General features: G+C 72.2%; 23 protein-coding genes, 1 tRNA gene and 1 pseudogene. 9 read left to right on the forward strand and 16 right to left on the reverse strand.

All coding sequences use genetic code 11. From position 1 onward, the window contains the following. Positions 1 to 471, reverse strand: coding sequence for a cation:proton antiporter regulatory subunit (locus GQS09_RS04860; protein WP_165984723.1), 471 nt, complete (start codon positions 469 to 471; stop codon positions 1 to 3). A gap of 178 nt (positions 472 to 649) precedes the next feature. Here GQS09_RS04860 and GQS09_RS04865 point away from each other — a divergent pair, with 178 nt between their 5' ends. Both GQS09_RS04865 and GQS09_RS04870 read left to right on the forward strand, forming a co-directional pair. Then, positions 650 to 1564 (forward strand): universal stress protein, encoded by a 915-nt coding sequence (locus GQS09_RS04865; RefSeq protein ID WP_165984724.1) that lies wholly within the window; start codon positions 650 to 652, stop codon positions 1562 to 1564. A gap of 40 nt (positions 1565 to 1604) precedes the next feature. Next, positions 1605 to 3275: a cation:proton antiporter gene (locus GQS09_RS04870; RefSeq protein ID WP_165984725.1), complete on the forward strand. Its 1671-nt coding sequence runs from the start codon at positions 1605 to 1607 to the stop codon at positions 3273 to 3275. A 57-nt stretch (positions 3276 to 3332) separates the two neighbouring features. Here GQS09_RS04870 and GQS09_RS30265 read toward each other — a convergent pair whose 3' ends face one another. The 3 genes from GQS09_RS30265 to GQS09_RS04880 all read right to left on the reverse strand — a co-directional run bounded on the left by GQS09_RS30265 (position 3333) and on the right by GQS09_RS04880 (position 4892). Next, positions 3333 to 3464 (reverse strand): hypothetical protein, encoded by a 132-nt coding sequence (locus tag GQS09_RS30265; protein ID WP_279577697.1) that lies wholly within the window; start codon positions 3462 to 3464, stop codon positions 3333 to 3335. Between the two features lie 718 nt (positions 3465 to 4182). Next, positions 4183 to 4578 carry a hypothetical protein gene (locus tag GQS09_RS04875; RefSeq protein WP_313895991.1) on the reverse strand — a complete coding sequence of 132 codons (396 nt, stop codon included), beginning with the start codon at positions 4576 to 4578 and terminating at the stop codon, positions 4183 to 4185. Positions 4579 to 4625: 47 nt separating this feature from the next. Continuing rightward, positions 4626 to 4892, reverse strand: coding sequence for a hypothetical protein (locus GQS09_RS04880; RefSeq protein WP_093837550.1), 267 nt, complete (start codon positions 4890 to 4892; stop codon positions 4626 to 4628). Between the two features lie 276 nt (positions 4893 to 5168). On the opposite strand from GQS09_RS04880, the pseudogene GQS09_RS04885 reads away from it, so the two are divergent. Further along, a pseudogene (locus GQS09_RS04885) lies at positions 5169 to 5967 on the forward strand (IS5 family transposase). Positions 5968 to 6007: 40 nt separating this feature from the next. Continuing rightward, complete coding sequence (locus GQS09_RS04890) at positions 6008 to 6325, forward strand: hypothetical protein (protein ID WP_313895992.1); 318 nt, start codon at positions 6008 to 6010, stop codon at positions 6323 to 6325. A gap of 413 nt (positions 6326 to 6738) precedes the next feature. On the opposite strand, the gene GQS09_RS04895 is transcribed toward GQS09_RS04890, so the two are convergent. The 7 genes from GQS09_RS04895 to GQS09_RS04925 all read right to left on the reverse strand — a co-directional run bounded on the left by GQS09_RS04895 (position 6739) and on the right by GQS09_RS04925 (position 14764). Continuing rightward, positions 6739 to 7155 carry a DUF4259 domain-containing protein gene (locus GQS09_RS04895; RefSeq protein WP_165984727.1) on the reverse strand — a complete coding sequence of 139 codons (417 nt, stop codon included), beginning with the start codon at positions 7153 to 7155 and terminating at the stop codon, positions 6739 to 6741. 72 nt (positions 7156 to 7227) lie between these two features. Beyond that, on the reverse strand, positions 7228 to 7815 hold the full coding sequence (locus GQS09_RS04900; protein ID WP_165984728.1) for an SMI1/KNR4 family protein: 588 nt from the start codon (positions 7813 to 7815) through the stop codon (positions 7228 to 7230). Between the two features lie 157 nt (positions 7816 to 7972). Further along, positions 7973 to 9244: a lanthionine synthetase C family protein gene (locus GQS09_RS04905; protein WP_165984729.1), complete on the reverse strand. Its 1272-nt coding sequence runs from the start codon at positions 9242 to 9244 to the stop codon at positions 7973 to 7975. Further along, positions 9228 to 12131, reverse strand: a complete 2904-nt coding sequence (locus tag GQS09_RS04910; RefSeq protein ID WP_165984730.1) for a lantibiotic dehydratase — start codon at positions 12129 to 12131, stop codon at positions 9228 to 9230. The genes GQS09_RS04905 and GQS09_RS04910 overlap by 17 nt, the downstream gene beginning before the upstream one ends. Positions 12132 to 12222: 91 nt before the next feature. Next, complete coding sequence (locus tag GQS09_RS04915; RefSeq protein ID WP_165984731.1) at positions 12223 to 12432, reverse strand: hypothetical protein; 210 nt, start codon at positions 12430 to 12432, stop codon at positions 12223 to 12225. Positions 12433 to 12517: 85 nt separating this feature from the next. After that, positions 12518 to 13741 carry a methyltransferase, FxLD system gene (gene fxlM, locus GQS09_RS04920; protein WP_165984732.1) on the reverse strand — a complete coding sequence of 408 codons (1224 nt, stop codon included), beginning with the start codon at positions 13739 to 13741 and terminating at the stop codon, positions 12518 to 12520. A 950-nt stretch (positions 13742 to 14691) separates the two neighbouring features. Next, positions 14692 to 14764: transfer RNA gene (locus GQS09_RS04925), tRNA-Arg, on the reverse strand. 250 nt (positions 14765 to 15014) lie between these two features. Between GQS09_RS04925 and GQS09_RS04930 the strand changes: the two genes are divergently transcribed. Beyond that, positions 15015 to 15827: a universal stress protein gene (locus GQS09_RS04930; RefSeq protein ID WP_165984733.1), complete on the forward strand. Its 813-nt coding sequence runs from the start codon at positions 15015 to 15017 to the stop codon at positions 15825 to 15827. A gap of 173 nt (positions 15828 to 16000) precedes the next feature. Here the strand turns inward: GQS09_RS04930 and GQS09_RS04935 are convergent, their stop codons facing one another. Together GQS09_RS04935 and GQS09_RS04940 are read right to left on the reverse strand one after the other, a co-directional pair. After that, a complete protein-coding gene (locus tag GQS09_RS04935; RefSeq protein WP_165984745.1) occupies positions 16001 to 17581 on the reverse strand; it encodes an FtsW/RodA/SpoVE family cell cycle protein in 1581 nt (526 codons plus the stop codon). A 268-nt stretch (positions 17582 to 17849) separates the two neighbouring features. Further along, the gene (locus tag GQS09_RS04940) at positions 17850 to 19172 is read right to left on the reverse strand and encodes a M6 family metalloprotease domain-containing protein (protein WP_165984734.1); all 1323 of its coding nucleotides are present in this window, start codon (positions 19170 to 19172) and stop codon (positions 17850 to 17852) included. Positions 19173 to 19568: 396 nt separating this feature from the next. Between GQS09_RS04940 and GQS09_RS04945 the strand changes: the two genes are divergently transcribed. From GQS09_RS04945 to GQS09_RS04955, 3 genes are all read left to right on the forward strand, one after another. Further along, positions 19569 to 20582 (forward strand): RNA polymerase sigma factor RpoD/SigA, encoded by a 1014-nt coding sequence (locus GQS09_RS04945; RefSeq protein ID WP_165984735.1) that lies wholly within the window; start codon positions 19569 to 19571, stop codon positions 20580 to 20582. A gap of 411 nt (positions 20583 to 20993) precedes the next feature. Beyond that, positions 20994 to 21662 carry a TetR/AcrR family transcriptional regulator gene (locus tag GQS09_RS04950; RefSeq protein WP_165984736.1) on the forward strand — a complete coding sequence of 223 codons (669 nt, stop codon included), beginning with the start codon at positions 20994 to 20996 and terminating at the stop codon, positions 21660 to 21662. Between the two features lie 235 nt (positions 21663 to 21897). Continuing rightward, positions 21898 to 23517, forward strand: a complete 1620-nt coding sequence (locus tag GQS09_RS04955; protein WP_165984737.1) for an MFS transporter — start codon at positions 21898 to 21900, stop codon at positions 23515 to 23517. A 177-nt stretch (positions 23518 to 23694) separates the two neighbouring features. On the opposite strand, the gene GQS09_RS04960 is transcribed toward GQS09_RS04955, so the two are convergent. Continuing rightward, complete coding sequence (locus tag GQS09_RS04960) at positions 23695 to 24735, reverse strand: P1 family peptidase (protein ID WP_165984738.1); 1041 nt, start codon at positions 24733 to 24735, stop codon at positions 23695 to 23697. A 105-nt stretch (positions 24736 to 24840) separates the two neighbouring features. On the opposite strand from GQS09_RS04960, the gene GQS09_RS28535 reads away from it, so the two are divergent. Next, positions 24841 to 25620: an AMP-binding protein gene (locus GQS09_RS28535; RefSeq protein ID WP_207957470.1), complete on the forward strand. Its 780-nt coding sequence runs from the start codon at positions 24841 to 24843 to the stop codon at positions 25618 to 25620. Between the two features lie 45 nt (positions 25621 to 25665). On the opposite strand, the gene mscL is transcribed toward GQS09_RS28535, so the two are convergent. After that, entirely contained in the window at positions 25666 to 26205 is a 540-nt protein-coding gene (gene mscL, locus GQS09_RS04970) for a large conductance mechanosensitive channel protein MscL (RefSeq protein WP_313895993.1), read from the reverse strand. A 129-nt stretch (positions 26206 to 26334) separates the two neighbouring features. Then, positions 26335 to 26805: RcpC/CpaB family pilus assembly protein (locus GQS09_RS29085; RefSeq protein ID WP_243761120.1), on the reverse strand; the 471-nt coding region annotated here is incomplete at its 5' end.

A 26805-nucleotide genomic window follows, 5' to 3' on the forward strand; every position in this document is an offset into this window, starting at 1 on the left:
TCACTCCCGCTCAAGGATCGCGGCGGCGGCGTCCACGCCCTCACGGGCACCGATGACGATCAGGACATCTCCGCCCGCCATGCGGAAATCCGGCGCCGGGGAGGGTATCGCCGCCGAGCGGCGCAGCACCGCCACGATCGAGGCCCCGGTCTCCGTCCGCATCCGGGTCTCCCCCAGCAGCCGCCCGTTCCAGTACGAGGCGGAGGGCAGTTCCACGCGCTCGGCCACCAGGCCCAGGCCGGTGGTGGACAGCAGGCCCGGGTTGTGGTGCTCGGGCATCAGCGCGTCGATCAGCGAGGCCGTCTCGCCCTCGCTCAGATGCAGCGCCAGGGCGCAGGCGTCGGGGTCGTCGGCCCGGTAGGCGTTCAGGGTGCGCGAGCCGTCCCGGTGCGCGATCACCGACAGATGCCGGTGCTCTTTGGTGCTGAAGTCATAGCGCACCCCGATGCCCGGCAGGGGCGTGGTGCTCATCCGCGGAGCCGACACAGCCCGCCCTCCTCGTTCCGGTTCCCGGCCGATCCCGCCGCCCATCCTCCGCCAGTCTCCGCCGCCGGGGCAATGCCCCAGGTCACGCCGTGTCCTGAACCACCAGGCGTGGAGCCGGGCATACCCTGGTCGCAAAGGGCTCGTCCCAGGAGCGCAGAGGACCATGGCAGTACACCCCCGGACACCCCGGCGGATTCTGGTGGCCACCGACCTCTCCACGGCGGCCTCGTTCGCCGTGCAGCGGGCTCATGCGCTGGCGTCCCGGCATGCGGCGCAGCTGTACGCGGTCACCGTGATCACGCCCGAGGAAGAGCCGGTGTCCGCGTATCTGGCCTCGGCTCGTCTCTCCGCCCATCTGGACCAGCACGCGCCCCGGGCCCAGGTGCTGGCACGGGTGATACACGGCGGCAGCGTGGCGGCCGACGTCGCCGCACGGGCCCGGGAGACGCACGCTGACCTGGTGGTGACCGGCGCACCCCGGGCGCCCGGCCCGGCCCGCGCCCTGCGCCGCAGCGTGCCCGAACACCTGGCGCGCGTCGCCCGCCTCCCGGTGCTGGCGGTGCGCACCCCGCCGGCATTCGACTACCGCCGGGTGCTGCTGGCCCTGGACGCCACACCGGCCTCCCTGCAGGCCGCGAGGGCCGGGACCGCGCTCACCCCGGGCGCCGAACACCTGGCGGTGCATGTCAGCACCATCCCCGGGGAACACCTGCTGCGCATGCGTCTGCTGGCCGGGCTGCGCCCGCGCAGCACCGGCCAGGAGAAGCACCTGGCCGAGAAGGAGCTGGCCGAGAAGGAGCTGTCCGGGCTGCGGCGGACGCGAGTGGAGCAGGTCCGCCCGGTCATCGAGCGGCAGGCCCAGCATCTGCAGCCGCCTCCGGCGCGGACCCTGGTCGCCACGGGCAGCCCGTGGGAGGAGCTGCCCGCGCTGGCCGGCCGGTACGGGGCGGATCTGGCCGCACTGGGCACCGGGGGCCGCTCCCGCACCGGTTACGCGCTGCTGGGCAGCGTCGCCCGGCAGATGCTGCGCCACGCCCCCTGCGACGTACTGCTCTTCCCCGCCGGCCCCGGCCCCTGACCACGCCCCGACTCCGCCCCGACCGTGAACGGCCGCCGTCATGGAACTGCACGACTTCCCGCTCCTTGCCGCCGTCCTTGCGCTGACCGCTCTGGCCGGGCTGGTGGCCACCCGGCTGCGGCAGCCGCTGATCGTCGCCTTCATCGCCGTGGGCATCCTGGCCGGGCCGGCCGGGGCCGACTGGGTGGAGCCGGCCGGCACCATCGAGGTCCTCGCCCAGCTCGGCATCGCCATCCTGCTGTTCCTGGTCGGCCTGCGGCTGGACCTGCATCTGATCCGCACCACCGGGCCCATCGCCGTGGCCACCGGCCTGGGCCAGGTGGTGTTCACCTCGGTGATCGGCTACCTGATCGCCCTCGGCCTGGGCATGGACACCGTCACCGCACTGTATGTCGCGGTAGCGCTGACCTTCTCCTCCACGATCATCATCGTCAAACTGCTGTCCGACAAGCGGGAGCTGGAGCAGTTGCACGGCCGTATCGCGGTGGGCTTCCTCATCGTGCAGGACATCGTCGTGGTGCTGGTGATGATCGCCCTGACCGCCTTCGGCCAGGAGACCGGGGACAGCGTCGCCCAGGACATCGCCCTGGTGTTCGCCAAAGGGCTGGGGCTGCTGGCCGGCATCGCCGTGCTGATGCGCTGGGTGCTGCCCTGGCTGCTGCACCACATCGCCCGCTCCCAGGAACTGCTGGTGCTGTTCGGCGTGGCCTACGCCGTGGCGGTGGCCGCGCTCAGCGACTGGCTCGGCTTCAGCACCGAGGTCGGCGCCTTCCTGGCCGGGGTCTCCCTGGCCACCACCCCTTACCGGGACGCGCTGGGCGCCCGGCTGGTCAGCCTGCGCGATTTCCTGCTGCTGTTCTTCTTCCTGGAGCTCGGCGCCCGCCTGGAGTTCACCGACGCCGCCGGCCGGCTCGCCGAGGCCGCGGTCTTCTCGCTGTTCGTCCTGGTCGGCAACCCGCTGATCGTGGTAGTGATCATGACGGCGATGCGCTACCCGGTACGGGTGGGCTTCCTCGCCGGACTCACCGTCGCCCAGATCTCGGAGTTCTCCCTCATCCTGGCCGCCCTCGGCCTCTCCCTGGGCCATATCGACGCCGCCACCGTCAGCCTCATCACCGTTGTCGGGCTGATCACCATCGGCGGCTCCACCTACCTCATCCTCTACTCCCACCCCCTCTACCGCCGCCTGGAACCCTGGCTCACCCGGTTCGAGCGCACCGACAGCCGCCGGCGCGAGATCACCGGCCACGAACGCGAAGCCGACGTCATCCTCTACGGCCTGGGCCGCTTCGGCGGACAACTCGCCGACCACCTCACCGCCTCCGGCCACCGCGTCCTGGCCGTGGACTTCGACCCGCACCGCGTCGCCCGCACCGACCGCCCCGGCATCACCGCCATCTTCGGCAGCGCCGAGGACCTCCACTTCCTCGAAACCCTCCCCCTGGCCCGGGCCCGCTGCGTCATCAGCACCATCCCCCTGCCGGAGACCAACCTCGCCCTGCTGCACGCACTGCGCCACCACGGCTACCGGGAGCGCATCGTCCTCACCGCCCACAACCCCCACGACGCCCACCGCCTGGCCGCCGCCGGAACCGACCTCGTCCTCCAACCCTTCACCGACGCCGCCACCCACGCCGCCCACGCGCTGGACCGCCTCCTCCACCCGGACACCGGCGACAACCCGGACGACGATCCCGGGACAGCCCGGTGACCCGCGACGAAGAACTCAGACCCACGGCTCCGACGTCCACGCCGAGGACGAGTGAGATCAGCGGCTGCGGGGCACGAACATGATCACGGCCATACCGGCGAGGCAGAGCGGCGGGCCGATGACGTCGTCACGGTCGGGGCGCGTCGTCGTCAGGGTGCAGGACTGCGGCATCCGTTCCGGATCGGTCATCGCGCTCACTCCCGTCATCACGGCCCCGCCTCTGGGCACTTATGACGGTGAACCTGTACCCGGGTACTGGATGCAAGCCCCGATCAGGCGCGGCCGGACCCGGCACTGGCAGGATGCAGGCGCGGGTGAAACGGGTCGTGATGGTGGCGTGGTGCAGATGGTCGGCGAGCGACCGGTCGCCCTCGACGCCCATGACGACGTGGAGGCGGACGAAGCCCTTCTCGTCTCTCCGGTTCAGGTCACCTCGCAGGAGCCGGCCGGTACGGGGCGCCGATCACCCCGTACAGACGCGGCGGGCGGGCGCGGACGGCGATCAACCCCTGTCGCCAGGTGGGGGCAGGGCTCGGGCGGGCGGCGAGGTCGTCCTCGGCGGGCACGGGGCGGCTCCTGCCCGGCCCCGGGTGTGCCGCCATGTGTGCTGCGGCGGCGCCGGCCCTTCCGCCCGGTGGGCGGAAGGGCCGGCGAGCTGGGGATTTCGGTGTGCCCCCGGCAGGATTCGAACCTGCGACACCCGCTTTGGGAGTTTCCTCCGGCAAGGCCGCTGACCAGCATTGATGATGGCCGCGGAGTGCCTGACCTGCGAAACCACTCCTCGGCGGTTCCCCCGCGTTCCCGGTGTTTCCCGTTCCGGTGTGTGCTGCATGTGTGCCGGCGGGCGTCGTCCGGCGGAGGCGTGGTTCGCTCGGGGGAGTGGCCAAGATGAGATGCGGGCGTTTCGTCAGACCTTCTCGACTCGCACGGAGTGGCCGGCGAGGAGCTGCCCCATGTCGTCGGTGTCGGAGGTGAAGACGGTCGCTTGGGCCCCTTGCGCGGATTCCCGCCCGGCCACGGCCGCCAGGACGGCGTCGATGGCGTACTTGTGCCCGTGCAGGCCGGCTGCCTTGAGCATGTCGCGCGCCAGGCTGATCACCTGGTCGTCCGTGTGCACGATGCGAATCCGGGACAGCGTCCAGCTCCACAGCGCCTGCCTCGACCCTTCGCGCGGGTTCCATGCCTCCAGGGTCGTGAGTGCCGAGGTGACGATCGGGATGTCGAGCCGTGGAGCCGTCTTGATCAACGCGACCATGTCCCGGTCCCCCTGTACCGCCTTGGAGAGAGCCTCGGCGTCGAACACGAAGACGCGCTGCCTGGGCCGGTGCACCTTCGCTCGGGCAGTGCGGCTCACGCGGCCTCTTCCGCTTGCGAGTCCTGCTCGTCATGCCAGCCGTCGATGGCGGCGATGCGGTCCAGCGCGGCTTGCTGCTCGTCGTCGGTTACGGCGCCGTGTTCTTCCTCGAGGCGTTCGGCCAGTTCGCGCAGCCGGTCCATGGCGTCCTGGTGGGCGGCGGCCGCCGCAATGTAACCGGACACTCCGCGTGCGTCGACACGCTCCTTGATCGACTCCACCAGCTCTTCCGGCACGGTGATGGTGATCTTCCGTGTTGCCATACTTCAAGTATGTCATGCTCGGCGTCCATAAGGCCCACTGCGGCGGGCAGCGCACCCTGCGCGTTGATCATCCGGGCGACATCCGGGAGACGGGATTCCGTTGCCCGACCCCGCCGGACCAGTCTGCATACGCGCCCGAACGGCCGTGAGGCCGGGGCATCCCGGCCTCACCTGCGCACATCTGTCGTCAACCGGTGCCCCCGGCAGGATTCGAACCTGCGACACCCGCTTTAGGAGTATCTCATTTGGCTGGGTAGGCTCTTGGCCGTGGCAGGGATCGTTGAGCGGCTGGTGCCGGACGAGCTGTGGGAGCTGTTCCAGCGGGTGGTGCCGGAGGCGCCGTCGCGGCCGCAGGGCGGTGGCCGGCGCCGGCACGGCGACCGGGAGGTATTGGCCGCGATCATCTTCGTGGCCACCTCGGGGTGTACCTGGCAGCAGCTGCCCGCCGCATCGTTCGGGCCGTCCGGGGCGACGGCCCACCGCCGGTTCACCGGGTGGACCCGGGCCCGGGTGTGGGCCAGCTGCATCGCCTGGTCCTGGACGAGCTCGGCTGCCGGGGTGAACTGGACTGGTCGCGGTGCGCGATCGACTCGGTGAACATGCGGGCGATGAAAAGGGGGACCTGACCGGTCCGAATCCTTTCGACCGGGGCAAGTACGGGTCGAAGATCCATCTGATCACCGAGCGGACCGGTCTGCCCCTGTCCGTCGGCATCTCCGGAGCCAACCTCCACGAGAGCCAGGCCCTGATCCCGCTGGTGCAGGGCATACCGCCGATCCGCTCCCGCCGCGGGCCGCGCCGTCGCAGGCCCGGAAAGCTCCACGCGGACAAGGGCTACGACTACGCTCACCTGCGGCGATGGCTGTCCCAGCGTGGCATCGGGCACCGCATCGCCTGCAAGGGCGTCGAGACCTCGCAGCGGCTGGGCCGGCACCGCTGGACCATCGAGCGCACCATGGCCTGGCTCACCGGCTGCCGACGCCTTCACCGCCGCTACGAGCGCAAGGCCGAGCACTTCCTCGCCTTCACCAGCATCGCCTGCACCCTTATCTGCTACCGCCGCATGAACACCTGACCTGCACCGAGGACACGGCCGGGTGCAGGATGATGGCTCGGTGACCAGGTCCGAGCAGATGCGGGACGCGGCCCGACTGTGGCGGGAGCACCTCGACGCCGACTTCCCCGCCGGCCTGCGAGGTGTTGAGTTCGAAGGCATCGACATGGTGATGCTCGACGCGGATACCGCAGGCTGCGTCTGCACGTGGCTCAACAACGGCGGCGCCCTCGATCCGGAGCGCAGACGCATCCTGCAGGCCCGCCTTGAGGACCTGACTCGAGTCATTCCGCAGATCAGCGCCCCATCAGGCCGCCAGTACTACCAACGGCTGCACCAGCTTGCCCTGCTCGTTCTAAGCGTTCCGAACGCCAAATGAGATGACCTGTTAGGAGTTTGCCCCGGCGGGGCTGTGAGCTACGGAATCGTCGACTGGTGGCTGCCTGACCTGCGGAAACGCTCCTCTGTGGTTCCCACGTGTTCACGGAGTTTCCCGGCCTCGTGTGTGCCGCATCCGTGCTGCGGGCGCCTCGGCCTGGCGACGCCGCTGCGTCGCAGTTGATGCTGGGCCGCTTCTTGGTCTCCCAATGACCTGGCCGTTTCCCGCTTGCTGGCGTTTGGGCCCGGACAGGCTCTTGCGGCCGCTCTGCGGAGTCTTTGCGACCGCTCCGGGACTGCCGGGAGAGGGTTCCTGGCTGGTCAGGCGGTCGAGGCGGGTCCTCGGCGGCCCCTGCGAGGGTGGCTTCGTACACCAGAATGGGTTCTGGCACGACTTCCGTGAAGCGGTCACGGTTAGTGATCATTGGGTGTTTCGAGTGCTTGGAGGATCTGTCGTACTTCCTGGCGCCACTCGTCAGCGTCGGCGCTGTTCACCCAGCCGGTTGCCATTTCGGACCCGTCCTGGAGAACCCGGTCCAGTGCGAGTCTCGCCGACGCGCGAAGGGAGGCTGGCAGTTCGGGCAGCGGTTCCCTGGGACCGTCGTCCGGGTCAATCACGACGGGACTGTCCGGGAGGGTGCTCGCGACGAGAGCGCCAGCGGCAACAGCTTCGGCCCCGTCTCCGCCATCGACGCGTTCTCCCGAGTCGGTGACTCGCCGGAATGCCTGCCCCAGCACGTCAACGACCTGCTGGTGGGTGAGTCCCTCAAGTTCATCGACGAAGTCTGCGGCGAGGTCGCTGTCGAACGGGCCGGTTCCCCAGGTGCCCATGCATGGCTCCTGATACTGCTGTCTCGGACGAAGGCGGTTCTGGCTTGCTTTCCGTGGAATGGTTACGGAGAGTCAAATCTGCGGTGCCATGCGATGCCTGTCGGGATGGGCACGAAGCTGGGGTGAGGTGAGTTCCAGGGCCCGGTTGTCGCGTCCGGCGCTCATGTGGTTGAGCCAGCGTTCATACCAGTCGAGGAAGTCGGTGGCGGAGAAGACGTTGGGGCCCCAGAACCCGTCGCTGTTGCCGATGAGGACGCGGCCGGTGAGGGGACCGGTCACCGCGATGACGCATACGTCGGTGCAGCCCATTTCGATGACGTGGAGGAAGAGGTCGCGTCCGTGACCCCCGGGTTCTGCGTCGTCGAATCCGCGGGGTGTCCCCGGTTCCTCACGCGGGTTCATGACCAGCAGGGAACACCGCTCCAGCGGCATGAGGCCGTAGAACGGCGCCGCGCCTGAGCCGCCGATGTGCGTGAGGAACTGCCGGTAGGCGTCGGGCAGGGCGATGCCGTGCTCGGCCTCGAACGCAGCGACACGTGCTTCTGCCAGCTTCGGACCGAGGCGGAGCTTGTGTTGCTCTTCTCCGAAGGAGTGGCTGCGCAGGGGTTGGAACGGGATCGCGGCCAGCTTGCGACGCAGGCGGGGTATGCGGGGATCCATGGTGCATCTTCTCTCGTCCCCGTCACCCTATGGGTGGCTATCGTCAGGTGGGAGGCCCAGTGATCGATGGCGGGCCAGGCTTCATCACGTCGCCGCTGGCTTCGGATCGGTCACGTGGCCATCGACCACTCCGATAACACAAGTCAGTTCTGAGCCATCAGCACAGCACCAGCAAGGAGTCCCAGGGAGCGGATGGGTGCGCGGCTATGAGGGCGGCATGGGACGCGGTAGCGAGTGCGGCTCCAGCGGCGCCGGTGAGAAAGCCAGGGTTGTCGTAGCTGGTTCTGGCTTCGATGTGAGGAAACCCGAAGGGGCGTCGGGGATCGTGGAAGTCGGCAGTGGCGTGGGCGGCTCTTTCAGCGACAGTTCGGATTCGGGCCCGCTCTGCGGCCTGGAGGACTCCAGCGGTGCCGTGGCAGAGCGTAGGGCCCTCGGTGTCCCACTGAGGGGGAGAGCGGTTGGCCATAGCGGTGATGGCAGCTTGTCCTGCGCGAATGACCGCAGCGTCCGTCAGGGCCTGACCGCCCAGGCAGAGGGCACGGCCGATGCCCGGAGTCCCATAGCACCAGGCGTCTCGGCGCTGAGGTGGGCGTAGCCGGTCGGGTGGGGGTGGGCTCTCGAGGTCGTTGCCGCTGATGAAGGGAGGCCAGGTGCCGGTGGGTTCCTGCCAGGTGGTCAGCCAGATGGCAGCGGTGCGGATGGCGTGGAACTGGCCGGGGACGGTGTAGCCGTGGAGGTGGGCGGTGGCGAGGAGGGCGAGGGGGCCCGCGATGCCGTGGGCGAGGCCGGTGGTGGCGGCGCCGGAGGGTGGGACGGTGACGCCGGGCGGGTGGTCGGCGGCCGGTAGCCACCAGCCGGGGCGGGTGCCGTGGCTGGTGGTGATCAGCGTGGTGAGGGTGGTGAGGGCCGCGGTCAGGCCGGGCTCGGCTTCGGTGTGGTGGCCGGTGGTGTGGGCGGCGAGGAGAACGCGGCCGATGCCGGCCAGACCCTTGATCGTGTCGTAGACGGCCCACGGGGCTCCGGGCCGGTTGTTGCTGAAGCGTCGGCGCTGGTGGTCGGCGAGTCCTTGGGCGCGGGCGGAGAGCCAGGTGGTGGCCTTGCGGAGAGTGGCCTGGCAGGGCTCGGGGTCGGGGAGGTAGCCGGTGCCGATGATCAGGGAGGCGGCCAGGGCGCCGGGGCCGGTGTAGATGCCGTCGGGCGGGGCTCCGCGGAGATGGTGTCTGGTGGCTGTCCAGTGTTCGGCGGCGGCAGTGGCGAACCGTGGGTCGTGCCGGGCGAGACAGGCGTGGAGGAGGGCCGTGCTTGCCAGGCCGTCGGAGAGGGTGTGTGCGGCGGAGGGCGGGAGGGCGGCGGTGACCGTCTGGGGGTCGAGCAGGGCGCGGGCGGTGGAAAGGGCCTGTTCGGCGAGGAAGTCAGGGCTGGCCGGCATGGGTGTGAAGGAGGTCGGTGGCCAGGGAGCGGGTGAGGCTTTCGGCTGCTGGGTCGGGGCCGAGGAGTCGGTTGCAGTGCATGTGGACCAGGTCTGAGGCGCACAGGGCGGACAGGGCGGGATTGGTGAGGGTGGCGCGGTAGGCGGTGAGTGCCTCGTGCCGGATGGTCCAGGTGTCGGTGAGGGGTGGAGGCAGGAGGACCTGGGGGTCTGCTGTTGCGGGGCGTAGCCAGAGCCGGAGCTTGTCGCGGGTACGGCGGTCGGTGGTGGTGAGGGGGCGTCCTCCGCGAAGGGCTTGGTGAGGCCGGTTGGCCACGGTGCGGGCGATGTCGGCCGCGCTCAGGGCGGCGATGACCAGGCGGTCGTTGCCGGGGCCGGTGAGGGTCAGGCAGTGGGCGGTGAAGGCGCTGTCGGCGGTGAAGACGTCTTCGGCGGCGGTGATTGCCTCGGGGCCGCCGTAGCGTTCGGTTTCGGGTAGGTAGGGCTCGAGGACCATGCCGCCGGCCAGGCGTTGCCGGTGCAGGGTTTCGGACCAGGCGGTGAGGAGGGGCAGTACCTCGGTGGTGAGGGCTTTGGGATCGCCGTGGGTGCGGATGCGCAGGTGGTCGCCGAGGGCGGGGGTGTGGTAGCGCAGCCAGAACCAGCGGTCGACGCGGTCCGCGGCCTGGTGGAGGACGGCGGGGAGTTGGCGGATGACGGTGTCTTGGCAGGCGGCGGGGACGGGCAGAGCGAGGGATAGCCAGCCGCTGCCTGGCAGGTGCGCATGGAGGCCGGGTGAGCGGGGTGCGGCGCGGGGGTCCGGCCGGGGTGGGGTGGGCTTGGTGGTGCGGGTGAGGCTGACGACCAGTTCCGCGACGTGCCGGCCATGGGGGCCCTGGAGAATGTCGTCGTGGGCGTCGGGGTGGTGCAGGGGTTCGGCGAGGGTTCGGGCGCCTCGGCGGACGCGGCGGCGCAGCAGCTCGCGGTCTTCGTCCTGGGTGAGGTCAAGGGGGAGCTGGCGGTCGCCTTCGTGAATGACGACCACGTCGGGTGGTGCGGGGCGGGTGTCGGTGCGCCAGGTCGTGAGGGCTTTGTCCCAGGTGGTGCGGCGAGTGGCGGCGGTGGTCAGTTCTTCGGGAAGTCGCCAGCGGGCGGGCGCCAGGAGGATGGAGCGGTACCGGACGCGGGGCGTCCAGGGTGCGTAGCCGGCCGGACCCCAGGACCAGGTGTGCCAGGGGCGGGTATCAGCCTGGCCGATCAGGTGCAGGGCGCGGGCGGCTGGGGGCAGCAGGTCGGGTGCGATGCGGCTGAAGAGCACGGCGAGTACGGGCCGGTTGTGGCGGGTGGACCACAGCAGCAGATGGCCGCGTGCGGTGGTGACCGACAGCTCGTCCGGTGTGAGGTCGCCGTCGCGTTCGGGCACGCCGAGTGGGATGCGATGGGGCGCGAACCGCGTTTCGGTTGCGAGGGCGGCGGTCGGGTCGATGCGGGAACGGCAGACGATCTCGGCGAGAAGGGGTTCTGCGCTGGTGGAGGGCGGTGTCGGTTCGGGGGCCAGTTGGGGGAGCCAGGGGGCGAAGCGTCCGGCGGCTGATCCGGCGGTCTGGGAACCGGAATCGGGGCAGACCGCGATTCGCAATTCGCCGTCGTGGTGACGCAGCAGCCGGAGGTGGATCTCGGCTGTGCGCGGCGGCGGGGTGTCAGCGCCGTGGGACAGGAGTCCGACCAGGTCGTCGTCCAGTACGACTTCATGTCGTCCTTGAGCGGTGACCTCGGACAGCAGACGGGCGAGGACTGCCGCGCGATGAGGGTCGGGGCCGCTCTGACTGGGGGTGAGTTCGCTGTCGGCGGGCGGGCCGATGCCGGTGACAGGGTCGATGACCTCCAGCAAGGGCACCATGCGGTAGGGACCGAAGGCGTGGACGAAGCGCTGGTGATAGTCGTCGCCGGGCCCGGTGAGCTGGCTGATGTGCCAGAGGATGGTGGCGGCCTGGGCGGCCTGTTCGCCGATTGAGCGAGGCAGCGCGATCTCGGCGTCGGCGACGGTGTCCACGGCCAGAGGCCGTTCGACGTGGTGGATGCTGTCGGCGGTGTCCCTTGCCGCTCGTAGGAGCGCCAGTCGTTCGGCTGTCCCGGGCGGGTGGGTATCCGCGTCTGCGAGCTGGTTGTGCAGCCGGGCAAGGGTCCCCCGGAGGGCTGCCGAGGCGGGGATCCGGGTCAGCAGATGCCCGAGTGGGTCGTCGCGCAGGCCGGTCGGCAGCAGGTCGGTGAGCAGGAATCCCGTGCGGATCATCTGCCGTAGGGCGGATGTGGTGGTGGACCGTGCTGCGGTGGGATGGCGTACTGCGAGGTCCGCCAGCAGATCGGACGCGTGTGCGCCTTTCCGGCAGGCGTCGAGCAGCCACACCGAGACCTGAGTTGCACGGATCGTGCTCCGCTGCACGGTTGTTCCTCCGCCCGGGGCGGGGTGTTCGGCTTCCAGGCGGTCAGCGCGTCGCACTATCAGGTTGTTCGTGGTCAGGGTGAGGCATTCCAGCACCTCGTCGGCGTCCAGGAGCCGGTCTGCCACGGCGGTCAGCCATGCCGGACCGGGCGTGGTCACCGCCCTGTGCCGTAACCCCAGCCGGAGTGTGGTGTGCGTACCGGAGAGTGCGGCCGGGGCCACTGCGGCGAACACGCCGTGCGGTGTGGTCCGGGTTCGGGACCGGATGTCGTAGGCCCGGCGGGTGGCCGCCAGCCGGGCGGAAGCGTTCCCGGCATGGCCGGCGGCGTTGTCGGCGGAGCGGCTGGCGAGGAACATGCCTTCGGCCAGCAGCCCCGCGTCGGCCGCTTCCGGTCCGGAGTGGACCGGGCGCAGAGCGGTGCGGGCGGTTGCCACCGGCTGGTGGGTGAACACTCTCCTGACCACAGCGTTCCTCCTGACGAACCGCTTCGGCGGGGTGCGGCGCAGAGGTCTGTGCCGCACCCCTTGGGCGTCTCGGTGCTGCCGAGGGGGGCGCCTATACGGCGTCGCAGCCGCGCAGGGGGACGACCGGGCCGTCCGGGGCGACGCAGCCGGTGGTCGGTCCGGTGGTGGGGGACTGCCCGCAGTTGTCTCCGGTGCACGGCTCGGAGTCCGCGAGGCCGGGGTAGAGGGTGGTCAGGTCGGTGGTCTGGGGATCGAGGTCGAAGATGTCGTCCAGGGCGGGGGCGGCGCTCTGCGAAGTCATGGCGATGTGGCTCCTTGGTGGGAGTAGGTGGCGTGGTGGCCCGGTGGTCGGGTTCCGGGTGTGCGCGGCCGGGCCGGTGCGGTGGTCAGGGCAGGGAGACGACCAGGCGGGTGTGCCGGTTGTCGATGACCTGTCCTGGGGCGAGCTGGTCGACCGGGGTGCCGGCCGGGTAGGCGCGGAGGGTCGGCTCGACGGAGCCGCGGTGGCCGCCGCTGTCCCAGGCGCGGATGCGTTCGGCGAGGCGGTCGGCCAGCTGTTCCCGGTCGGGGCCGTAGGCGTGGACGCCCAGTTCGAAGCCGCCGGTGGCCGGGCGGATGGTGGTGTAGGCGAGGGTGCCGTTCTGCCAGGTGGCCGCGGCGGCGATGGTCCAGCCGGACAGGCCGCGCTCGACGCCCCGGGAGCTGGCATAGATCCGCGCACAGGGCGACAGGGTGGCCACCAGCCACAGGTCCAGCGAGGGCAAGACGCCTTCGTCGTTGCGCAGCACGACACCGGTCCACGTGGTGGTGCGGGTGCTGGAGGCGATGGCGGTGCGCAGGGCGTCGGCGTCGGCGTGCTGATCGTCGTTGAGGCCGAGCCGCAGGTCGCCGTCACTGAGGTCGATGGTGTGGCCGGTGTGGCGGTTGTCGCCCTGCATGCCGACGAAGCCGCACCGGGTCTGCCCCCGGCTGCGCAGGTGCCCGTCTTCGCGTCCGAAGGCGAAGACCTGGTGGATGCCGCGGAAGCTGAGCGGCACCACCAGCCGCCCGTGCGGGGCCAGCTGGTCGGACCAGGCGGGCGGCAGGTCGGGAGCCTGGGCGGTGACCACGATGGCGTCGAAGCCTTCCGCGGGTGCCGCGTCGCCGGCGCCGTAGGTTCCGTCCGCGCACCGCACCCGCACCACCCGGTCGTAGCCGGTCTCGGCGAGGAGCCGCTGGGCGCGGTCGGTGACCTCGGGGTCGATATCGACGCTGACCACCTCGCCGTTCTCGCCGACCAGTTCGGCCATCAGTGCGGCGTTGCAGCCGCCGGAGCCGATCTCCAGCGCGCGCATGCCCGATCCCAGCCCGGACAGTTCCAGCATCCGGGCCTGCACCCAGGGAGCGGACACCGAGCTGACGGGGTGGCCGCGGTCGTTCCGCTTGGTGATCACCGCATCGTCGGCATAGGCGTCGTCCAGGGACGTGTCCGGGAGGAAGCGGTGACGCGGCACCGCGGCGAACGCCGCGGCGACGCGGTCGTTGACGACATTTCCTTGTTCGCGCAGGTGGTGGAGGAGTTTCTGGCGCAGCACTTCGGCGCGGGTCTCATCGACGGTGTCAGTGGTCACATCCCGGAGTGTAGTCACGCGAATACTCCTGATTGAGAGGGTGAGTAATCAAGGCGCTGGGTCATGTGCGGAGTTGGCGAGATGCGCGGAACGTGGATCTCTGTCATGCGGGCGGCGGCTCAGGGCCGGGTCAGGGCTTCGGTGAGGACGTCGAGTGCGGTGCGCAGTTCCAGCGGGTCGGTGAAGGGACGGGGACCGCTTCAGGAGCGCGGACCCAGCGCGGACCACGGAAGGAGCTGTGTCCGCCCGGGTGCTGCCGTGGCGGGGGAGGGACGGTGAGGAAGGAGCCGGTTTGCCGAGGTAGCGGGCGATGGCGGGCCAGAGCTCGGCACCGTGACCCGGGGGGATGATCCAGCACCAGCAGTCGCGGTCGGCAGCGATGCAGCCCAGGCGCGCATCCGAGGCGTTGCCGTAGAGCATCCGCAGCACCGCCTCGCCGTGGTGCTCGGCGGTCCGCACCGCGTCCCAGCGGCGCCCGGTCGGTAGTGCTACAGGCTCGTGCCCGGCCATGGCCCCTGCGAACAGCAGCCAGGCTGCGACGCTGTCGGTGGGCTCCCTCTCCGGGCGGCTGAGGCTCATCCTGCCGCCTGCCCGGATTGCGTGGGCCGGCTCCGAACGGGGTCCACGCCGAAGAATACAGGGAGTTCTGCGAGGCTTCCGGGCACGATGTCATGGTCTGGCCCGGCTGCCCCGTCCTGCGCGACATCCGCGAACTGCGCCTGGTCACCTTCGCCCTCCAGGTCGCGAACCACGATGCCTCTGCCCGCGATGAAGCCCGCTATCGGCTGGCCTGCATCCAGGACCGACGCGGTTCCCGTCCGTGGCCCTGGACAGAAGTGGGCGCCTGACCTCGGTGCGGTCCGAGTCACTGCGTGAGCTGAATGTGTGCTGCGGCGGCGCGGGCCCTTCCGCCGGAGCGGCGGAAGGGCCGGTGAGCTGGGGTTTTGGTGTGCCCCCGGCAGGATTCGAACCTGCGACACCCGCTTTAGGAGAGCGGTGCTCTATCCCCTGAGCTACGAGGGCTGGACTGCCGCGGCGGGCCGTCCCCGGGGGGATGACCCGGTTGCGCTGCCGCCGGACAGTGTAGCGGTTGGGGGTCGGGCCGTTTGAAGGACAGGGGGAGGGCGGCCGAGGGGCGGGGCGGTGGGGCCGGATGGGGGAGGGGGTGGCGGTGTTCCGGGTGCCGGGGAGGGGCCGGGGCGTCAAGGTGGTAAGGGAGGTCCGCAAGACACCCGCCACCGCACCACGCGCCATGCGCCCTGGAGGTTTCCCGATGTCTCGACGTGTCACGGCTGGTATCGACGGCTCGCCGGAGAGCCGGGCGGCGGCGGACTGGGCCGCCGCGGAGGCGCTGCGCCGTTCCACCGGCCTGCGCCTGGTGCACGGCTGGGGCGTGGCGTCCCCGCTGGAGCCGATGGGCTCGCCGGAGGTGGACCAGCAGGCCTCCGAGCAGGTGCTGCGGGAGGCCCGGGACCGGCTGGTGTCCGGGCACCCCGGGCTGGATGTGACGACCGAGTCGGTGGCCGGCGGCCCGGCCGCCGCGCTGCTGGACGCCGCCCGTGAGTCGGATGTGGTGGTGCTGGGCTCTCGCGGGCTGGGGACGGTGGCCGGTTTTCTGCTGGGCTCGGTCAGCATGCAGACCGTGGCCTGGGCGGAGTGCCCGGTCGTGGTGGTGCGCTCGGGCGCGGCGGAACGGGCGCCGGAGCAGCCCGCCCCGGAGGTGGTGCTGGGCCTGAAGCGGCTGGAGAAGCCGGACCGGGAGGTGCTGGACTTCGCCTTTGCCGAGGCGTCGCTGCGCGGGCTGCCGCTGCGCGTGGTGCACGTCCGCCGGGATCCGGCGCCGGTGGCCTCGCAGGTGGCGGGCGCGCTGCAGCCGTGGCGGGAGCGCTATCCGGAGCAGGAGGTCGACGAGACGGTCATGACCGGCCAGGCCTCGGAGGTGCTGCTGGACGCCACGCCCAGTGCCGAGATGGTGGTGGTGGGCCGGGGCGGGCGGCGCGGCGGCCTGGGCACCCGGACGGGGCCGGTGGGGCATGCGCTGCTGCACCACGCGGCCTGCCCGGTGGCCGTCGTCCCGCACGGCTGAGCCGGCGGCGGCCACGGGGGAGCGCGGTTCCGGCTCCTGCCGGGCGGGGCGCGGCCCCGGGCAGGAATCGGAGCCAAGGACGATCGTCCACCTCGCGGACCCGGATTGCGCGGTGCGCGGTCTCGCTCCGCTTCCCCGCGTCTCCCTGTTGATGTCCTTGGCTCCGTCTGAAGTCAACCGCGGGGCGGGCGGGGGGACATAGGGCCGGTCGGCCCTGCCGGCGGGCCGTCCGGTCCCCGTCGCCGCGACCTGGGCGCCCGGGCCGGTGCGGTCGGCTGGGGGCCTGCCGCGCCCGGACCGGCGGCGCCCGGACCGGGCGCGGGCGCGGCGGACCCGGAACCGGGCGGGGCGGTGGAGTCGGTGATCACCGGCACCAGGATGGTGGCGTTGCCCTCGGGCAGGGTGGAGGCCTGCCCGGCGGCGTCGCTCATCTTGATCAGCAGCCCGATGAGCAGGAAGTTGGCCACCGTGGACGATCCGCCCTGGGCGAGGAACGGCAGGGCCTTGCCGGTCAGCGGGATGAGGCCGGAGACGCCGCCGGCGACGACGAAGACCTGGAGCGCCAGCACCGCGGACAGCCCGGCGGCGAGCAGCTTGCCGAACGGGTCGGTCACCTTCATGGCCGCGCTCATCCCGCGCCAGATCAGCAGCACGTAGCAGAGCAGGATCATGGTCACCCCGGCCAGGCCGAGCTCCTCGGCGGCGGTGGCCATGATGAAGTCGCTGCGTCCGGCGAAGCCGATGAGGTAGGAGTGGCCCTGGCCCAGGCCGGTGCCGGTCAGGTCGCCGGCGCCGAAGGCGAACAGCGACTGGGCAAGCTGGTCGGAGATCACCCCGGGCGGGCGCTGGTCCTCCGGCAGATAAATGGACATCGGGTCCAGCCAGGCGGCGATCCTGGCCTTGACGTGGTACTGGGTGGCGGCCACCGCCGCGGAGCCGCCGATCGCCATCAGCACGCCCAGCGCGACCCAGCTGGTGCGCTCGGTGGCGATGTACAGCATGACGATGAAGACGCCGAAGAAGATCAGCGAGGTGCCCAGGTCGCGCTCGTAGAACAGCACGATCAGGCTGACGCCCCAGACCAGCAGCACCGGGCCGGCGTTCCGGCCGCGCGGCAGGGCCAGGCCCATGAACTTCCGGCCGGCCAGGGCCAGCGCGTCGCGGTTGGCCATCAGGTAGCTGGCGAAGAAGACGCAGATCATCACCTTGACGAACTCGCCCGGCTGCACCGACATCGGGCCCAGGCTGATCCAGCGCTTGGCGCCGAACTGGTCCGCGCCGAAGAAGGCGGGCAGCACCAGCAGGACCATCGAGACGGCCATGCCGAGATAGGTGTAGCGCTGCAGCACCCGGTGGTGCTTGAGCAGGATCAGCACCGCGATCATCACCGCGACCCCGATGACCGTCCAGATGACCTGGTCGGGGGCGACCGGCAGCCCCTGGTAGTTGTCCGGGAAGCGGATCGCGTACGAGTGGTCGAGCCGGTCCATCAGTACCAGGCCGATGCCGCACAGCAGCACGGTGACGGGCAGGATGACCGGGTCGGCGTGGCGGGCGAAGCGGCGCACCGCCAGGTGGGCGGCGAGGGCCAGCGCGCCCAGGGCGAGGGCGTAGAACGGCAGGCCGGAAGGGATCTCCTCGGTCAGCGCCAGCCCGGCGGCGGCGTGGCCGAAGACGCCGATCAGCCAGGCGAAGGCCACGAGCACCAGCTCGGTGTTGCGGCGGTGGGCGACCCATCGCCGGATGTCCTGCATCGTGTCGCTCACGCCTGTTCTGCCCCCTGTCCGGCCCGGCCGGCGCCCGCCGCTGCGGCCCGCGGCGCCTGCCGCAATGTAGCAACACCGGGCTGGGACCGGGGACCCCGCCGGGGAGGGGACGGTTCCGGCGGGTTGCCGGCGGCGCAGCCCTCCCTCCTCCGGCCCGGCCGCCCGTGCCCGCCCGTGCTGACCGCACGCCCGTGCCTGGCTGTGCTGACCGCACGCCCGTGCCCGGCCGCCCGCCGCCCGGCCCCCGCGGGCTCGGTCAGTCGCGGGTGACCCGGATGCGGTGGCGGCCGTCCTCGTCCGCCGCCAGGACCTCGATGGTGATGCCGGTCCGGGGGTCGCGGAAGGTGTCGCCGGGGAGGTACGGCGCGTCGGTGAGCTCGGCGGTGACCTGCGGATCGGGCGCGGAGAGGCAGCCGGTGCTGCCGGGGGTGGCGTCCGCCACCCGGATCGGGCCCTCGCCGCTGCGTGCCCGGGTGTCGACCCGGCTGATCAGCACCCCGGACCGGCAGACCGCCCGGTCCAGCTCGCTGGGGGTGCGCACCTCGGCCACGGTCACCTGGTGCTCCCCGGTCGGCAGTGCCACCATCCGGACGCCGCCGGTGCCGTCGGCGCCCAGCGGGGTGAGGACGTGCTCGCTGCTGCCGGTGCCGGTGACGCAGGCCACCTGGACCGGGGCGAGCCAGCCCAGCTTCCACTTGTGCCAGGCCAGCAGGTCGTTGCTGGGGCCCCAGTCCTGTTCCATGACGTCCCAGTGGCCGGTGAGCAGCGGGGGCACGCCGGAGCCGGTCCAGTACAGGTCGGGCAGGCCGAAGGCGTGGCCGTTCTCGTGCACCAGCACCCGGTGCGGGGACTCGCCGGGCTGGCGGGACCAGATGAAGCTGACGTTGCGCAGCGGCCCGGTGGGGGTGTCCACCAGCGGGCGGCCGGCGAAGGACACGGACAGCACCTGCTCCAGGGCGTGGGGCCCGGCATTGGGTGTGGCCAGCACGTTGACCAGGTCGTACGCGGAAAAGTCCACGCGGTCGCCGAGGGCGGAAACAATTTCGCGCATCAGCCGGTTGTACCCACCGGAATCCTCGGGGTGCCAGCCGACGCCGCGGTCGATGCCGTAGGCCTCGAAGGGCTGGGACATCCGGAGCCAGTGGTGCACCGGGTCGGGGCGGTAGCGGAGCTTCCCGTAGGAGCTGGTGGCGAGGTACTCGCTGGTCTCGGGGAAGAACTCGGCGAAGCGTTCCTCGGTGGGCGTCTCCGCCTCGGAGCCGGGGAAGTCGATGAAAACAGTGAGCGCGGTGACCGTGCCGCGGCTGGGCGCGTAGCCGTCCGGGGTGGGTATTCCGGTGCCCAGGCCCTGGTGCGGGGACGAGGGAGTGCAGCCGGGCACGGCGGCGGATGAGGCGAGGCCGGAGCCGTCCGGGCGGGCGACGGCCGGGTCCGGCACGGTGAGGCTGGCGAAGACGAGGGCGAGCGAGCCGCCGAGCGCGGTGAGCGCCCGGCGGCCGGGTATCAGCCCTGGTATCAGCGGGCTGAGCACCGGTCTGCGCGGCGGCCTGCGTATCGGCGTCCGTATCGGTGTCGGCATCGTCGGCACCGCCCTCCTCGATGGCGCGGCCCCGGGGGCCGGGGAGGACCACTGTGTGCCGTGGCACCGGGCGGCGCCGCCCGGATCAGCCGTTCGGGTGAGGGGCGGACCGGCAACCTTTCCGCGGTCCGGTTCGTCTGAACGGATGAGGGGGGTGATGGTTGTGCAGTGCGCAATCGCTCACCTGCGGAATGTAAGCCGCGCAGTGTACCGCATCACAGGAAAAAGATGCGGCACTTGGGAATCATGTCCGGATTCTCGGCGTTGTTTCGTTACGGACGGCGCACCGGGGGCGACCCGAGGGGGTGTCGTCGGAGGCCGGGGCAGCCGCCCGGGTGAACCGCAGCCGTCCATGACTCGTGCGTCAAGCCGTATGACTCGCAAGGGAGCACGCGTATGACTATCCAGGCCGTCGTCCGCCGTGAGGACTCCGTCACCGAAGGCGGAGCTACGGAGCGGGCACGCGTCGGCACGGAAGGTGACGCCATCGAGCGTGACCTGGTGGGGATGTATCTCGACGAGATCGCCCGCACTCCGCTGCTGGACGCGGCACGGGAGGTCGAGCTGTCTCTCGCGATCGAGGCCGGGCTGTACGCGCAGCGCATCCTGGACGGCGACGAGCGTCCCGCCGAGGGCGGTGCCGTGGCGTCGGCGAGCCGGGAGGAGCTGGCCGCGATAGTCCGCGAGGGGGAGCGGGCCAAGGATCTGTTCATCCGGTCCAACCTGCGGCTGGTCGTGGCCGTGGCCCGGCGCTACCCGCGCAGCGGGCTGCCTCTGCTGGATCTGATCCAGGAGGGCAATGCCGGTCTGGTCCGGGCCGTGGAGAAGTTCGACTACACCAAGGGTTTCAAGTTCTCCACCTATGCCACCTGGTGGATCCGGCAGGCGATCACCCGCTCCATCGCGGACCAGGCGCGCACCATCCGGCTGCCGGTGCATCTGGTGGAGGAGCTCGGCCGGGTGCGCCGGGTGCAGCGGGAGTTCAACCGTGAGCACGGCCGGGAGCCGGAGCCCGCGGAGATCGCCGCCGAGCTGGGCGCCAGTGCCGAGCGGGTGCAGGACGTGCTGGACTGGGCGCGGGATCCGGTCAGCCTGAACATGTCGGTGGACGACGAGGGTGAGACGCAGTTCGGCGATCTGCTGGAGGACACCTCCTCGGCCTCGCCCGAGCAGTCGGTGATGGTCACCCTGCGCCGGGAGGGCCTGGAGGACCTGATCGGCCGGCTGGACGAGCGCACCGCGTCCATCATCCGCGCCCGGTATGGCATGGAGGACGGCCGGGAGCGGACGCTGACCGAGGTCGGCAAGCAGCACGGGCTGACCCGTGAGCGGATCCGGCAGATCGAGAAGCACGCGCTGCTGGAGCTGAAGAAGATGGCCAACGCCTCCGGTTTCGACGCGGCCGCCTGATGGGCGGGGCCGCGGCGGCCGATCGGAGAGGAAAGCACGGCGGGCCGGCCCCGGGGAAACCCGGGGCCGGCCCGCCGTTGTCGTGCCCGGGTGCGGGTGTCGTGCCCGGGTGGGTGCGCGTGGGGCGGGGGTGCGGGGGCGGGTGTGCCCGTGCGTTCTTGTTCTGACATGTGAGCGAGGTCACCCTCCCGCGAGAAATAACTGGGGACTGCCTCCCCGTTTGGGCTACTGTCGCAACTGAACCGGGGAAAGAATCCCCGGTTCCGGGGGTCTCACGGCCCTCGCTCGAACACCTGTTGTCAGTGGCTTCCGGTAGACAGATACCGGCCCGGCTCAGGAAGGGCAGTGGCGGCACCGGCGGAACGCCTTCCGCCGGGCAGCGAGCGCGAGCACACGCAGCCAGGAGGCACCATGACGCGGCTGAGCGAAACCGGCACCCCCGCCGGTACCGGCACGACCGGTCACCGGCCGCGTGCCGATGCCGTGCGCAACCGCGAGCGGATCGTCGAAGCCGCCCGCGAGGTGCTCGGCGAGCAGGGCGCCGAGGCGGCGCTGGACGAGATCGCCCGCCGCGCCGGCGTGGGCAACGCCACCCTCTACCGGCACTTCCCCGACCGCGCATCGCTGGTCGGCGCAGTGATGTGCACCGTCACCGAGCGGATCACCGCGCGCGCCCAGGCCGCGCTGGACGAGGAGCACGACGCCTTCCACGCCCTCGGCCAGATCCTGCTCGCCTCCATCGACGAGCGGGTCGGCGCCATGTGCACCCTGCTGCCCGACGGCCGGGGCCGGGAGGACAAGGCCCTGACGGAGGCCACCGCCCGCCTGCAGGCCGTGATGGAGCGGCTGGTCGAGCGGGCCCGGCGGTCCGGGCAGCTCCGGGACGACATCGCCGCCGGTGATCTGCTGATCGCCACCGGGCGGCTCACCCGCCCGCTGCCGGGGCCCTCCGCCTGTTCCTGGAGCGAGGAGCAGGCCCGCCGCCATCTGCTGATCTTCCTGGACGGGCTGCGCGCCCCGGGCCGCTCCGTGCTGCCGGGCCGCGCCACCGGTCTGGGCGAGCTGTGGGACCGGCCATGAACCGTTCGCCCTGATATCCGCGTACCGCCGGGCGAGGCGGCGGCCAGTGCCGCCCGGCCCCGCCCGCGGTCTTCTCCCCGCCGCGCGGCCCCGTCCGGGGCCGCGCATCAGCAGTCCCCGCACCGCATCACCCGGGTGTGCCGTCGCCTGCCCGGTCCTTTCCGCTCACAGCACCACCAGCTGCCTGTCCACTGATCCGCCCGAGCGGATCGACCCACGCTGCGAGGAACCCCGCATGTCAGAGAAGTCCGCCTCCTCCGCCACGCTGCCCGGCGAGGGCTCCCCCGGTGACCCGTCACCCCCCGGAGCCGATCCACGCCGGTGGCGGGCGCTGTTCTTCATCGCGCTCGCCCAGCTGATGGTGGTGCTGGACGCCACCATCGTGAACATCGCCCTGCCCTCCGCCCAGATCGACCTCGGCATCTCCGACGGCAACCGGGAATGGGTGATCACCGCCTACTCCCTGGCCTTCGGCGCCCTGCTGCTGTTCGGCGGCCGGATAGCCGACATGTGGGGCCGCAACCGCACCTTCATCGTCGGCCTGATCGGCTTCGCCGCCGCCTCCGCGCTCGGCGGCGCCGCCGTCAACTCCGGAATGCTGTTCGGCTCCCGTGCCCTCCAGGGCGTCTTCGGCGCCCTGCTGGCCCCGGCCTCCCTGTCGCTGCTGTCGGTCCTCTTCACCGACATGCGGGAACGCGCCAAGGCGTTCGGCATCTACGGCGCCATCGCCGGCGGCGGCGCGGCCATCGGCCTGCTGCTCGGCGGCGTGCTCACCGAGTACCTGGACTGGCGCTGGACGTTCTACGTCAACATCCCCTTCGCCGCCATCGCCGCGGCCGGGGCCCTGGCGCTGATCCGCGAGCCCGCGGGGGCCCGCAACCGCTCCTCGCTGGACATCCCCGGTGTGGTGCTCTCCTCCCTCGGGCTGGCCGCCCTGGTCTACGGCTTCAGCCGCGCCTCCGAGGCGGGCTGGGGCGACGGGCTGACGATCGGCATGTTCGTGGCCACCGGTCTGCTGCTGCTGGCCTTCCTGGCGGTCGAGTCCCGGGTCCGGGCGCCGCTGCTGCCGCTGCGCGTGGTGGCCGACCGCAACCGCGGCGGGGCGTACCTCACCCTGGGCATCGCGATCATCTCCATGTTCGGCCTGTTCCTGTTCCTGACCTTCTACCTCCAGGTCGTCCTGGACTACTCACCGCTGCTCACCGGTGTGGCGTTCCTGCCCATGGTGGCGGGCATGATCACCGGCTCCACCCAGATCGGCGCCCGGCTGATGGTCAGGGTCCCGCCGCGGGTGCTGATGGCGCCGGGCTTCCTGGTGGCCTCGCTCGGCATGCTGCTGCTCACCCAGCTCAGCCTGGACAGCTCCTACTGGACCGTGGTGATGCCCGCGCAGATCCTGCTGGGCCTGGGCATGGGCACCGCGTTCATGCCGGCCACCATCCTGGCCACCGAGCGGGTCGCGCCCACCGACTCGGGCATCGCCTCCGCCATGGTCAACACCTCGCAGCAGGTGGGCGGCGCCATCGGCACCGCCCTGCTGAACACCATCGCGGCCAGCGCCACCACCGCGTACCTCACCTCGCACGCGGCGGATGCCACTTCCGATCCCGCGCAGCAGCTGCTCCAGATGGAGGGCCTGGTGCACGGCTTCACCACCGCGATCTGGTGGGCCTTCGGCATTCTGCTGCTGGCCGCGGCCCTGGCCGGGGTGCTGATCAACAGCCGTGGCCCGGCCTCCCAGAAGCCCGGTGCCGGCAGCGGACCAGGCACCGGCACCGGCTCCGGGACCGGCTCCGGTACCGGCGAGGAGGGAACCGGCGAACCGCAGGACGTCGTCCCCGCCTTCGCCCACTGACGGCCCGCCGGCCCGCCGGCCCGCCGGCCCGTCCGCCCGTCCGCCCGTCGGTCCGCCGGGCCCTCGGGCCCGCCTCCGCACAACCGTCCGACTCCGACCGGCCCCGCGGCCTCCGCCGCGGGGCCGGTCCCGTGCCCGCACCGCGGGCCGCGGCGGGGCAGGTGCGGCTCAGGCGGCTCAGGGGCCGTAGAGGTCGCGGTAGGCGGGGAAACGGCCGGCGGGGGTGGTGACCGGCTCCGCGGCCCGCACGGCCCGCACCACCGCCCGGGTCAGCACCTCCGCGCCCGCCGCCAGGATCTCGTTCACCGCCACGGCGGCGGGCTCCTCCGCCGGGAGCGGACGGGCCCCGGTGGCCAGGGCGAACACCGTGTCGCCGTCGGTCAGCAGATGCACCGGACGGATCGCGCGGGCCAGCCCGTCATGGGCCGTGCCCGCCAGCTTCTGCGCCTGCGGCCGGGACAGCGCCGCGTCCGTGGCCACCACCGCCAGCGTGGTGTTGAGCGGCCCGCCGGGCACCGTGCCCGGCGCCGGCCGTTCCGCCGTCGCCCGCCCGGCCTCGGCCAGCCGGCGCAGCGCCGCCGCGTGCACCTCGGGCGGGGGCAACCGCCCCGGCTCGCCGTACAGCGCTCCCGTGTCCGGATCCAGCACCGAGCCGGAGGCGTTGACCGCCACCAGCGCGCCGACCGTGGCGCCGGAGGCCAGCCGCAGGCCCGCGGTGCCGATGCCGCCCTTGAGCACCCCGGCCACCGCGCCCGTGCCGGCCCCGACATTGCCCTCCAGCACCGTGCCGCCGCCCTCGGCCAGGGCCGTCTGCGCCGCGGCCCGCCCCAGCGCGGCATCCGGCCGGGCCCGCCAGTCGCCGCCCCGGCCCAGATCGAACAGCACCGCCGCCGGGACCACGGGCACCACCTGGCCCGGCTCCGGGCCCACCGGGTAGCCCCGCCCGCGCTCCTCCAGCCAGGCCATCACCCCGTCAGCCGCGGCCAGCCCGAAGGCGCTGCCCCCGGCCAGCACCACGGCGTCGATCCGTTCCACCAGATTGCGCGGATCCAGGGCGTCGGTCTCCCGGGTGCCCGGGCCGCCGCCGCGCACGTCCACCGCCGCCACCGCACCGCCCTCGGGCGCCAGCACCACCGTCACCCCGGTCAGCCAGCCCTCGCCGGTCCGCTGCGCATGTCCCACGCGCAGCCCCGCCACGTCGGTGATCGCATCCCGCATGTCTCATCCCTACCACGGGCCGCGACCGGGCCGGGGAAGTCCTGTCAACACCGCGCCCACCGGCGTGTTTATCGAACGTCGACGGCGGTCGGCCAGGCTGTCCGCATGTCGCTCGACCACACGGGGAAGCGGCCCGGCGCGCCGGGCCGTGAGAGGGAGCCGGGCACCGCCCCGGCCGATGTCCTGACCCATGTCCAGCTGCTCGACCAGGGAAAGCGTGCGGCCTCGCTCCTGGCCGGACTGGGCGTGCGGCCGGGGGACCGGGTGGCGGTGGCCCTGCCCATGTGTCTGGAGTCGCTGGTGATCACGCTCGCGTGCGTGCGGATGGGCGCGCTCCGGGTCGGCCTGTCGCCGGGGGACGGCAGCGGCCTGGTGCGCCACCGGATCCGCTCGTCGGGGGCGCGGGTGGTGATCGCCGCCGACAGCTTCCGGCACGAGGGCGTCGTGCTGCCGGTCAAGGCCGTGCTGGAGCGCGCCCTGGCCGGCAGCACCCAGGTGGAGACCCTGCTGGTGGTGCAGCTCCTGGCCCGCCCCGTGCCCTGGACGCCCGGCCGTGACCTGTGGTGGCACGAGGCCCTGGCCGCCGCGGACGCCCCCGGCCACGACGGCCCGTCCGGGCCGGACCCGTACCCTGAGGACATGAACCACGACACCCCGGCACCGCTGTGGCGCGTGGCCGGAGACGGGGAGACCGGAGACGGGGAGGGCGGAGACGGGGCGGACCGTCCGCCGGCACCGCCCGTCTCGCTGGTCTTCGACGACCCGCTGGCCGGGCCGTCGCCCGACGACAGCGAACTCGGCTGGGGGGAGCGCCCCGCCCCGGACGGCGAGGCCGCCGGTGACCTCGCCCGCTTCCTGGACGAGAAGCCCCCGCACCACCTCTGAGCCACCGCCCCGGCGACGGCCCCGGCGCGCGGGCCGCCCGGCCCGTCAGCTCCCGGAGCGCGGCGGGGCCACCGTCCTGCCCGAGCCGTTCCCTGAGGCGTCGCCCGCCGCGTCCGGCCCCTCACCGGCCGCCGCCGGGACCGGGGCCCCGGTACGCCGGGCGACCAGCTCGTCGCGGATCTCGGTGAGGATGTCCAGCTCCGTCTTGGCCGCCGGCGACTCCTCCTGCGGCTTGCGGGCGTCCAGCCGGGCCTTCAGCCGGGTCATGGGCAGGATCATCAGGAAGTAGACCACGGCCGCGGTGAGCAGGAAGGTCAGGCCGGCACTGATCACGCTTCCCCAGCGGATCAGGATGCCGACCGTCTCGCCGTCCACGGTCTCGCAGGGACCCTTCAGGCAGGAGGTGTACACCTCCAGATCCTGTGTGCCGAACGCACCGATGAGCGGGTTGATCATGCCCTCGACGACCGTGTTCACCACCTTGGTGAAGGCCGCCCCGATGACCACGGCAACGGCCAGATCGACCACGTTGCCGCGCATGATGAAGTCCCTGAACCCGTGCAGGACGTTCTGCTTGTCGCTCACCCGACTGCCTTTCCGCTGCTTGCGCATTCGTGCTGGTGATGGTGGTGGTGTGGTGATGACGGGAGTGCTCCCGGAGTCCGGCCGGCGCGGCCGGACGCGGGGCGCTCCCGCCAACGGGCAACGAGCGGCTCACCATCGCGTCACCGCCAGACGCGAATCCGCTGCCGCGGCGGCGAGTTCGGCCGCGGTGGCCGGCGGCACGGCCAGCACCACCAGGGCTCCCCGGCCGGCATCGCCCGGGGCACCAGTCTCCACATCGCCGGGCACCTCGGCCACCTCCACCCGGTGGGCCACCCGGCGGGCGGCCGGGGCCGGGTCCTCGCCGGGCAGGGGCGGGCGGGTGGCGAGGACGTCGACGCGGTCGCCGGGGGAGAGCAGCCGGGCCACGCCCGGATCGGCGATCCGGACCGGCGCCGCGACCAGCCCGCCGGGCGTCCCCTCCCCGGGCGCCGGCCGTCCGGGCCCGGCGGGCCCCGGCTGAGACGAGGAAGGGGACGAGGACGGGGACGAGGGCGGCGAGGACGAGGAGGGGGAGGCCGAGGGCGAGGAGCGCCGCTGCCCGGGGCGGCCCGGGGGCGGCGGCGCACCGCCCGCCGCCGG

Source organism: Streptomyces sp. YIM 98790 (assembly GCF_011421595.1).
Lineage (GTDB): Bacteria > Actinomycetota > Actinomycetes > Streptomycetales > Streptomycetaceae > Streptomyces.

Excerpts from the sequence above, each read along its gene's own strand:
- GQS09_RS04955 (WP_165984737.1), top strand. The coding sequence starts at position 21,898 with ATGTCAGAGAAGTCCGCCTCCTCCGCCACGCTGCCCGGCGAGGGCTCC.
- GQS09_RS04900 (WP_165984728.1), bottom strand. The coding sequence starts at position 7,815 with ATGGATCCCCGCATACCCCGCCTGCGTCGCAAGCTGGCCGCGATCCCG.
- GQS09_RS04945 (WP_165984735.1), top strand. The coding sequence starts at position 19,569 with ATGACTATCCAGGCCGTCGTCCGCCGTGAGGACTCCGTCACCGAAGGC.
- GQS09_RS30265 (WP_279577697.1), bottom strand. The coding sequence starts at position 3,464 with ATGACCGATCCGGAACGGATGCCGCAGTCCTGCACCCTGACGACGACG.
- GQS09_RS04870 (WP_165984725.1), top strand. The coding sequence starts at position 1,605 with ATGGAACTGCACGACTTCCCGCTCCTTGCCGCCGTCCTTGCGCTGACC.
- GQS09_RS04880 (WP_093837550.1), bottom strand. The coding sequence starts at position 4,892 with ATGGCAACACGGAAGATCACCATCACCGTGCCGGAAGAGCTGGTGGAG.
- GQS09_RS04895 (WP_165984727.1), bottom strand. The coding sequence starts at position 7,155 with ATGGGCACCTGGGGAACCGGCCCGTTCGACAGCGACCTCGCCGCAGAC.
- GQS09_RS28535 (WP_207957470.1), top strand. The coding sequence starts at position 24,841 with ATGTCGCTCGACCACACGGGGAAGCGGCCCGGCGCGCCGGGCCGTGAG.
- GQS09_RS04860 (WP_165984723.1), bottom strand. The coding sequence starts at position 471 with ATGAGCACCACGCCCCTGCCGGGCATCGGGGTGCGCTATGACTTCAGC.
- GQS09_RS04865 (WP_165984724.1), top strand. The coding sequence starts at position 650 with ATGGCAGTACACCCCCGGACACCCCGGCGGATTCTGGTGGCCACCGAC.
- GQS09_RS04905 (WP_165984729.1), bottom strand. The coding sequence starts at position 9,244 with ATGCCGGCCAGCCCTGACTTCCTCGCCGAACAGGCCCTTTCCACCGCC.
- GQS09_RS04940 (WP_165984734.1), bottom strand. The coding sequence starts at position 19,172 with ATGCCGACACCGATACGGACGCCGATACGCAGGCCGCCGCGCAGACCG.
- GQS09_RS04930 (WP_165984733.1), top strand. The coding sequence starts at position 15,015 with ATGTCTCGACGTGTCACGGCTGGTATCGACGGCTCGCCGGAGAGCCGG.
- GQS09_RS04915 (WP_165984731.1), bottom strand. The coding sequence starts at position 12,432 with ATGACTTCGCAGAGCGCCGCCCCCGCCCTGGACGACATCTTCGACCTC.
- GQS09_RS04935 (WP_165984745.1), bottom strand. The coding sequence starts at position 17,581 with ATGCAGGACATCCGGCGATGGGTCGCCCACCGCCGCAACACCGAGCTG.
- GQS09_RS04950 (WP_165984736.1), top strand. The coding sequence starts at position 20,994 with ATGACGCGGCTGAGCGAAACCGGCACCCCCGCCGGTACCGGCACGACC.
- GQS09_RS04960 (WP_165984738.1), bottom strand. The coding sequence starts at position 24,735 with ATGCGGGATGCGATCACCGACGTGGCGGGGCTGCGCGTGGGACATGCG.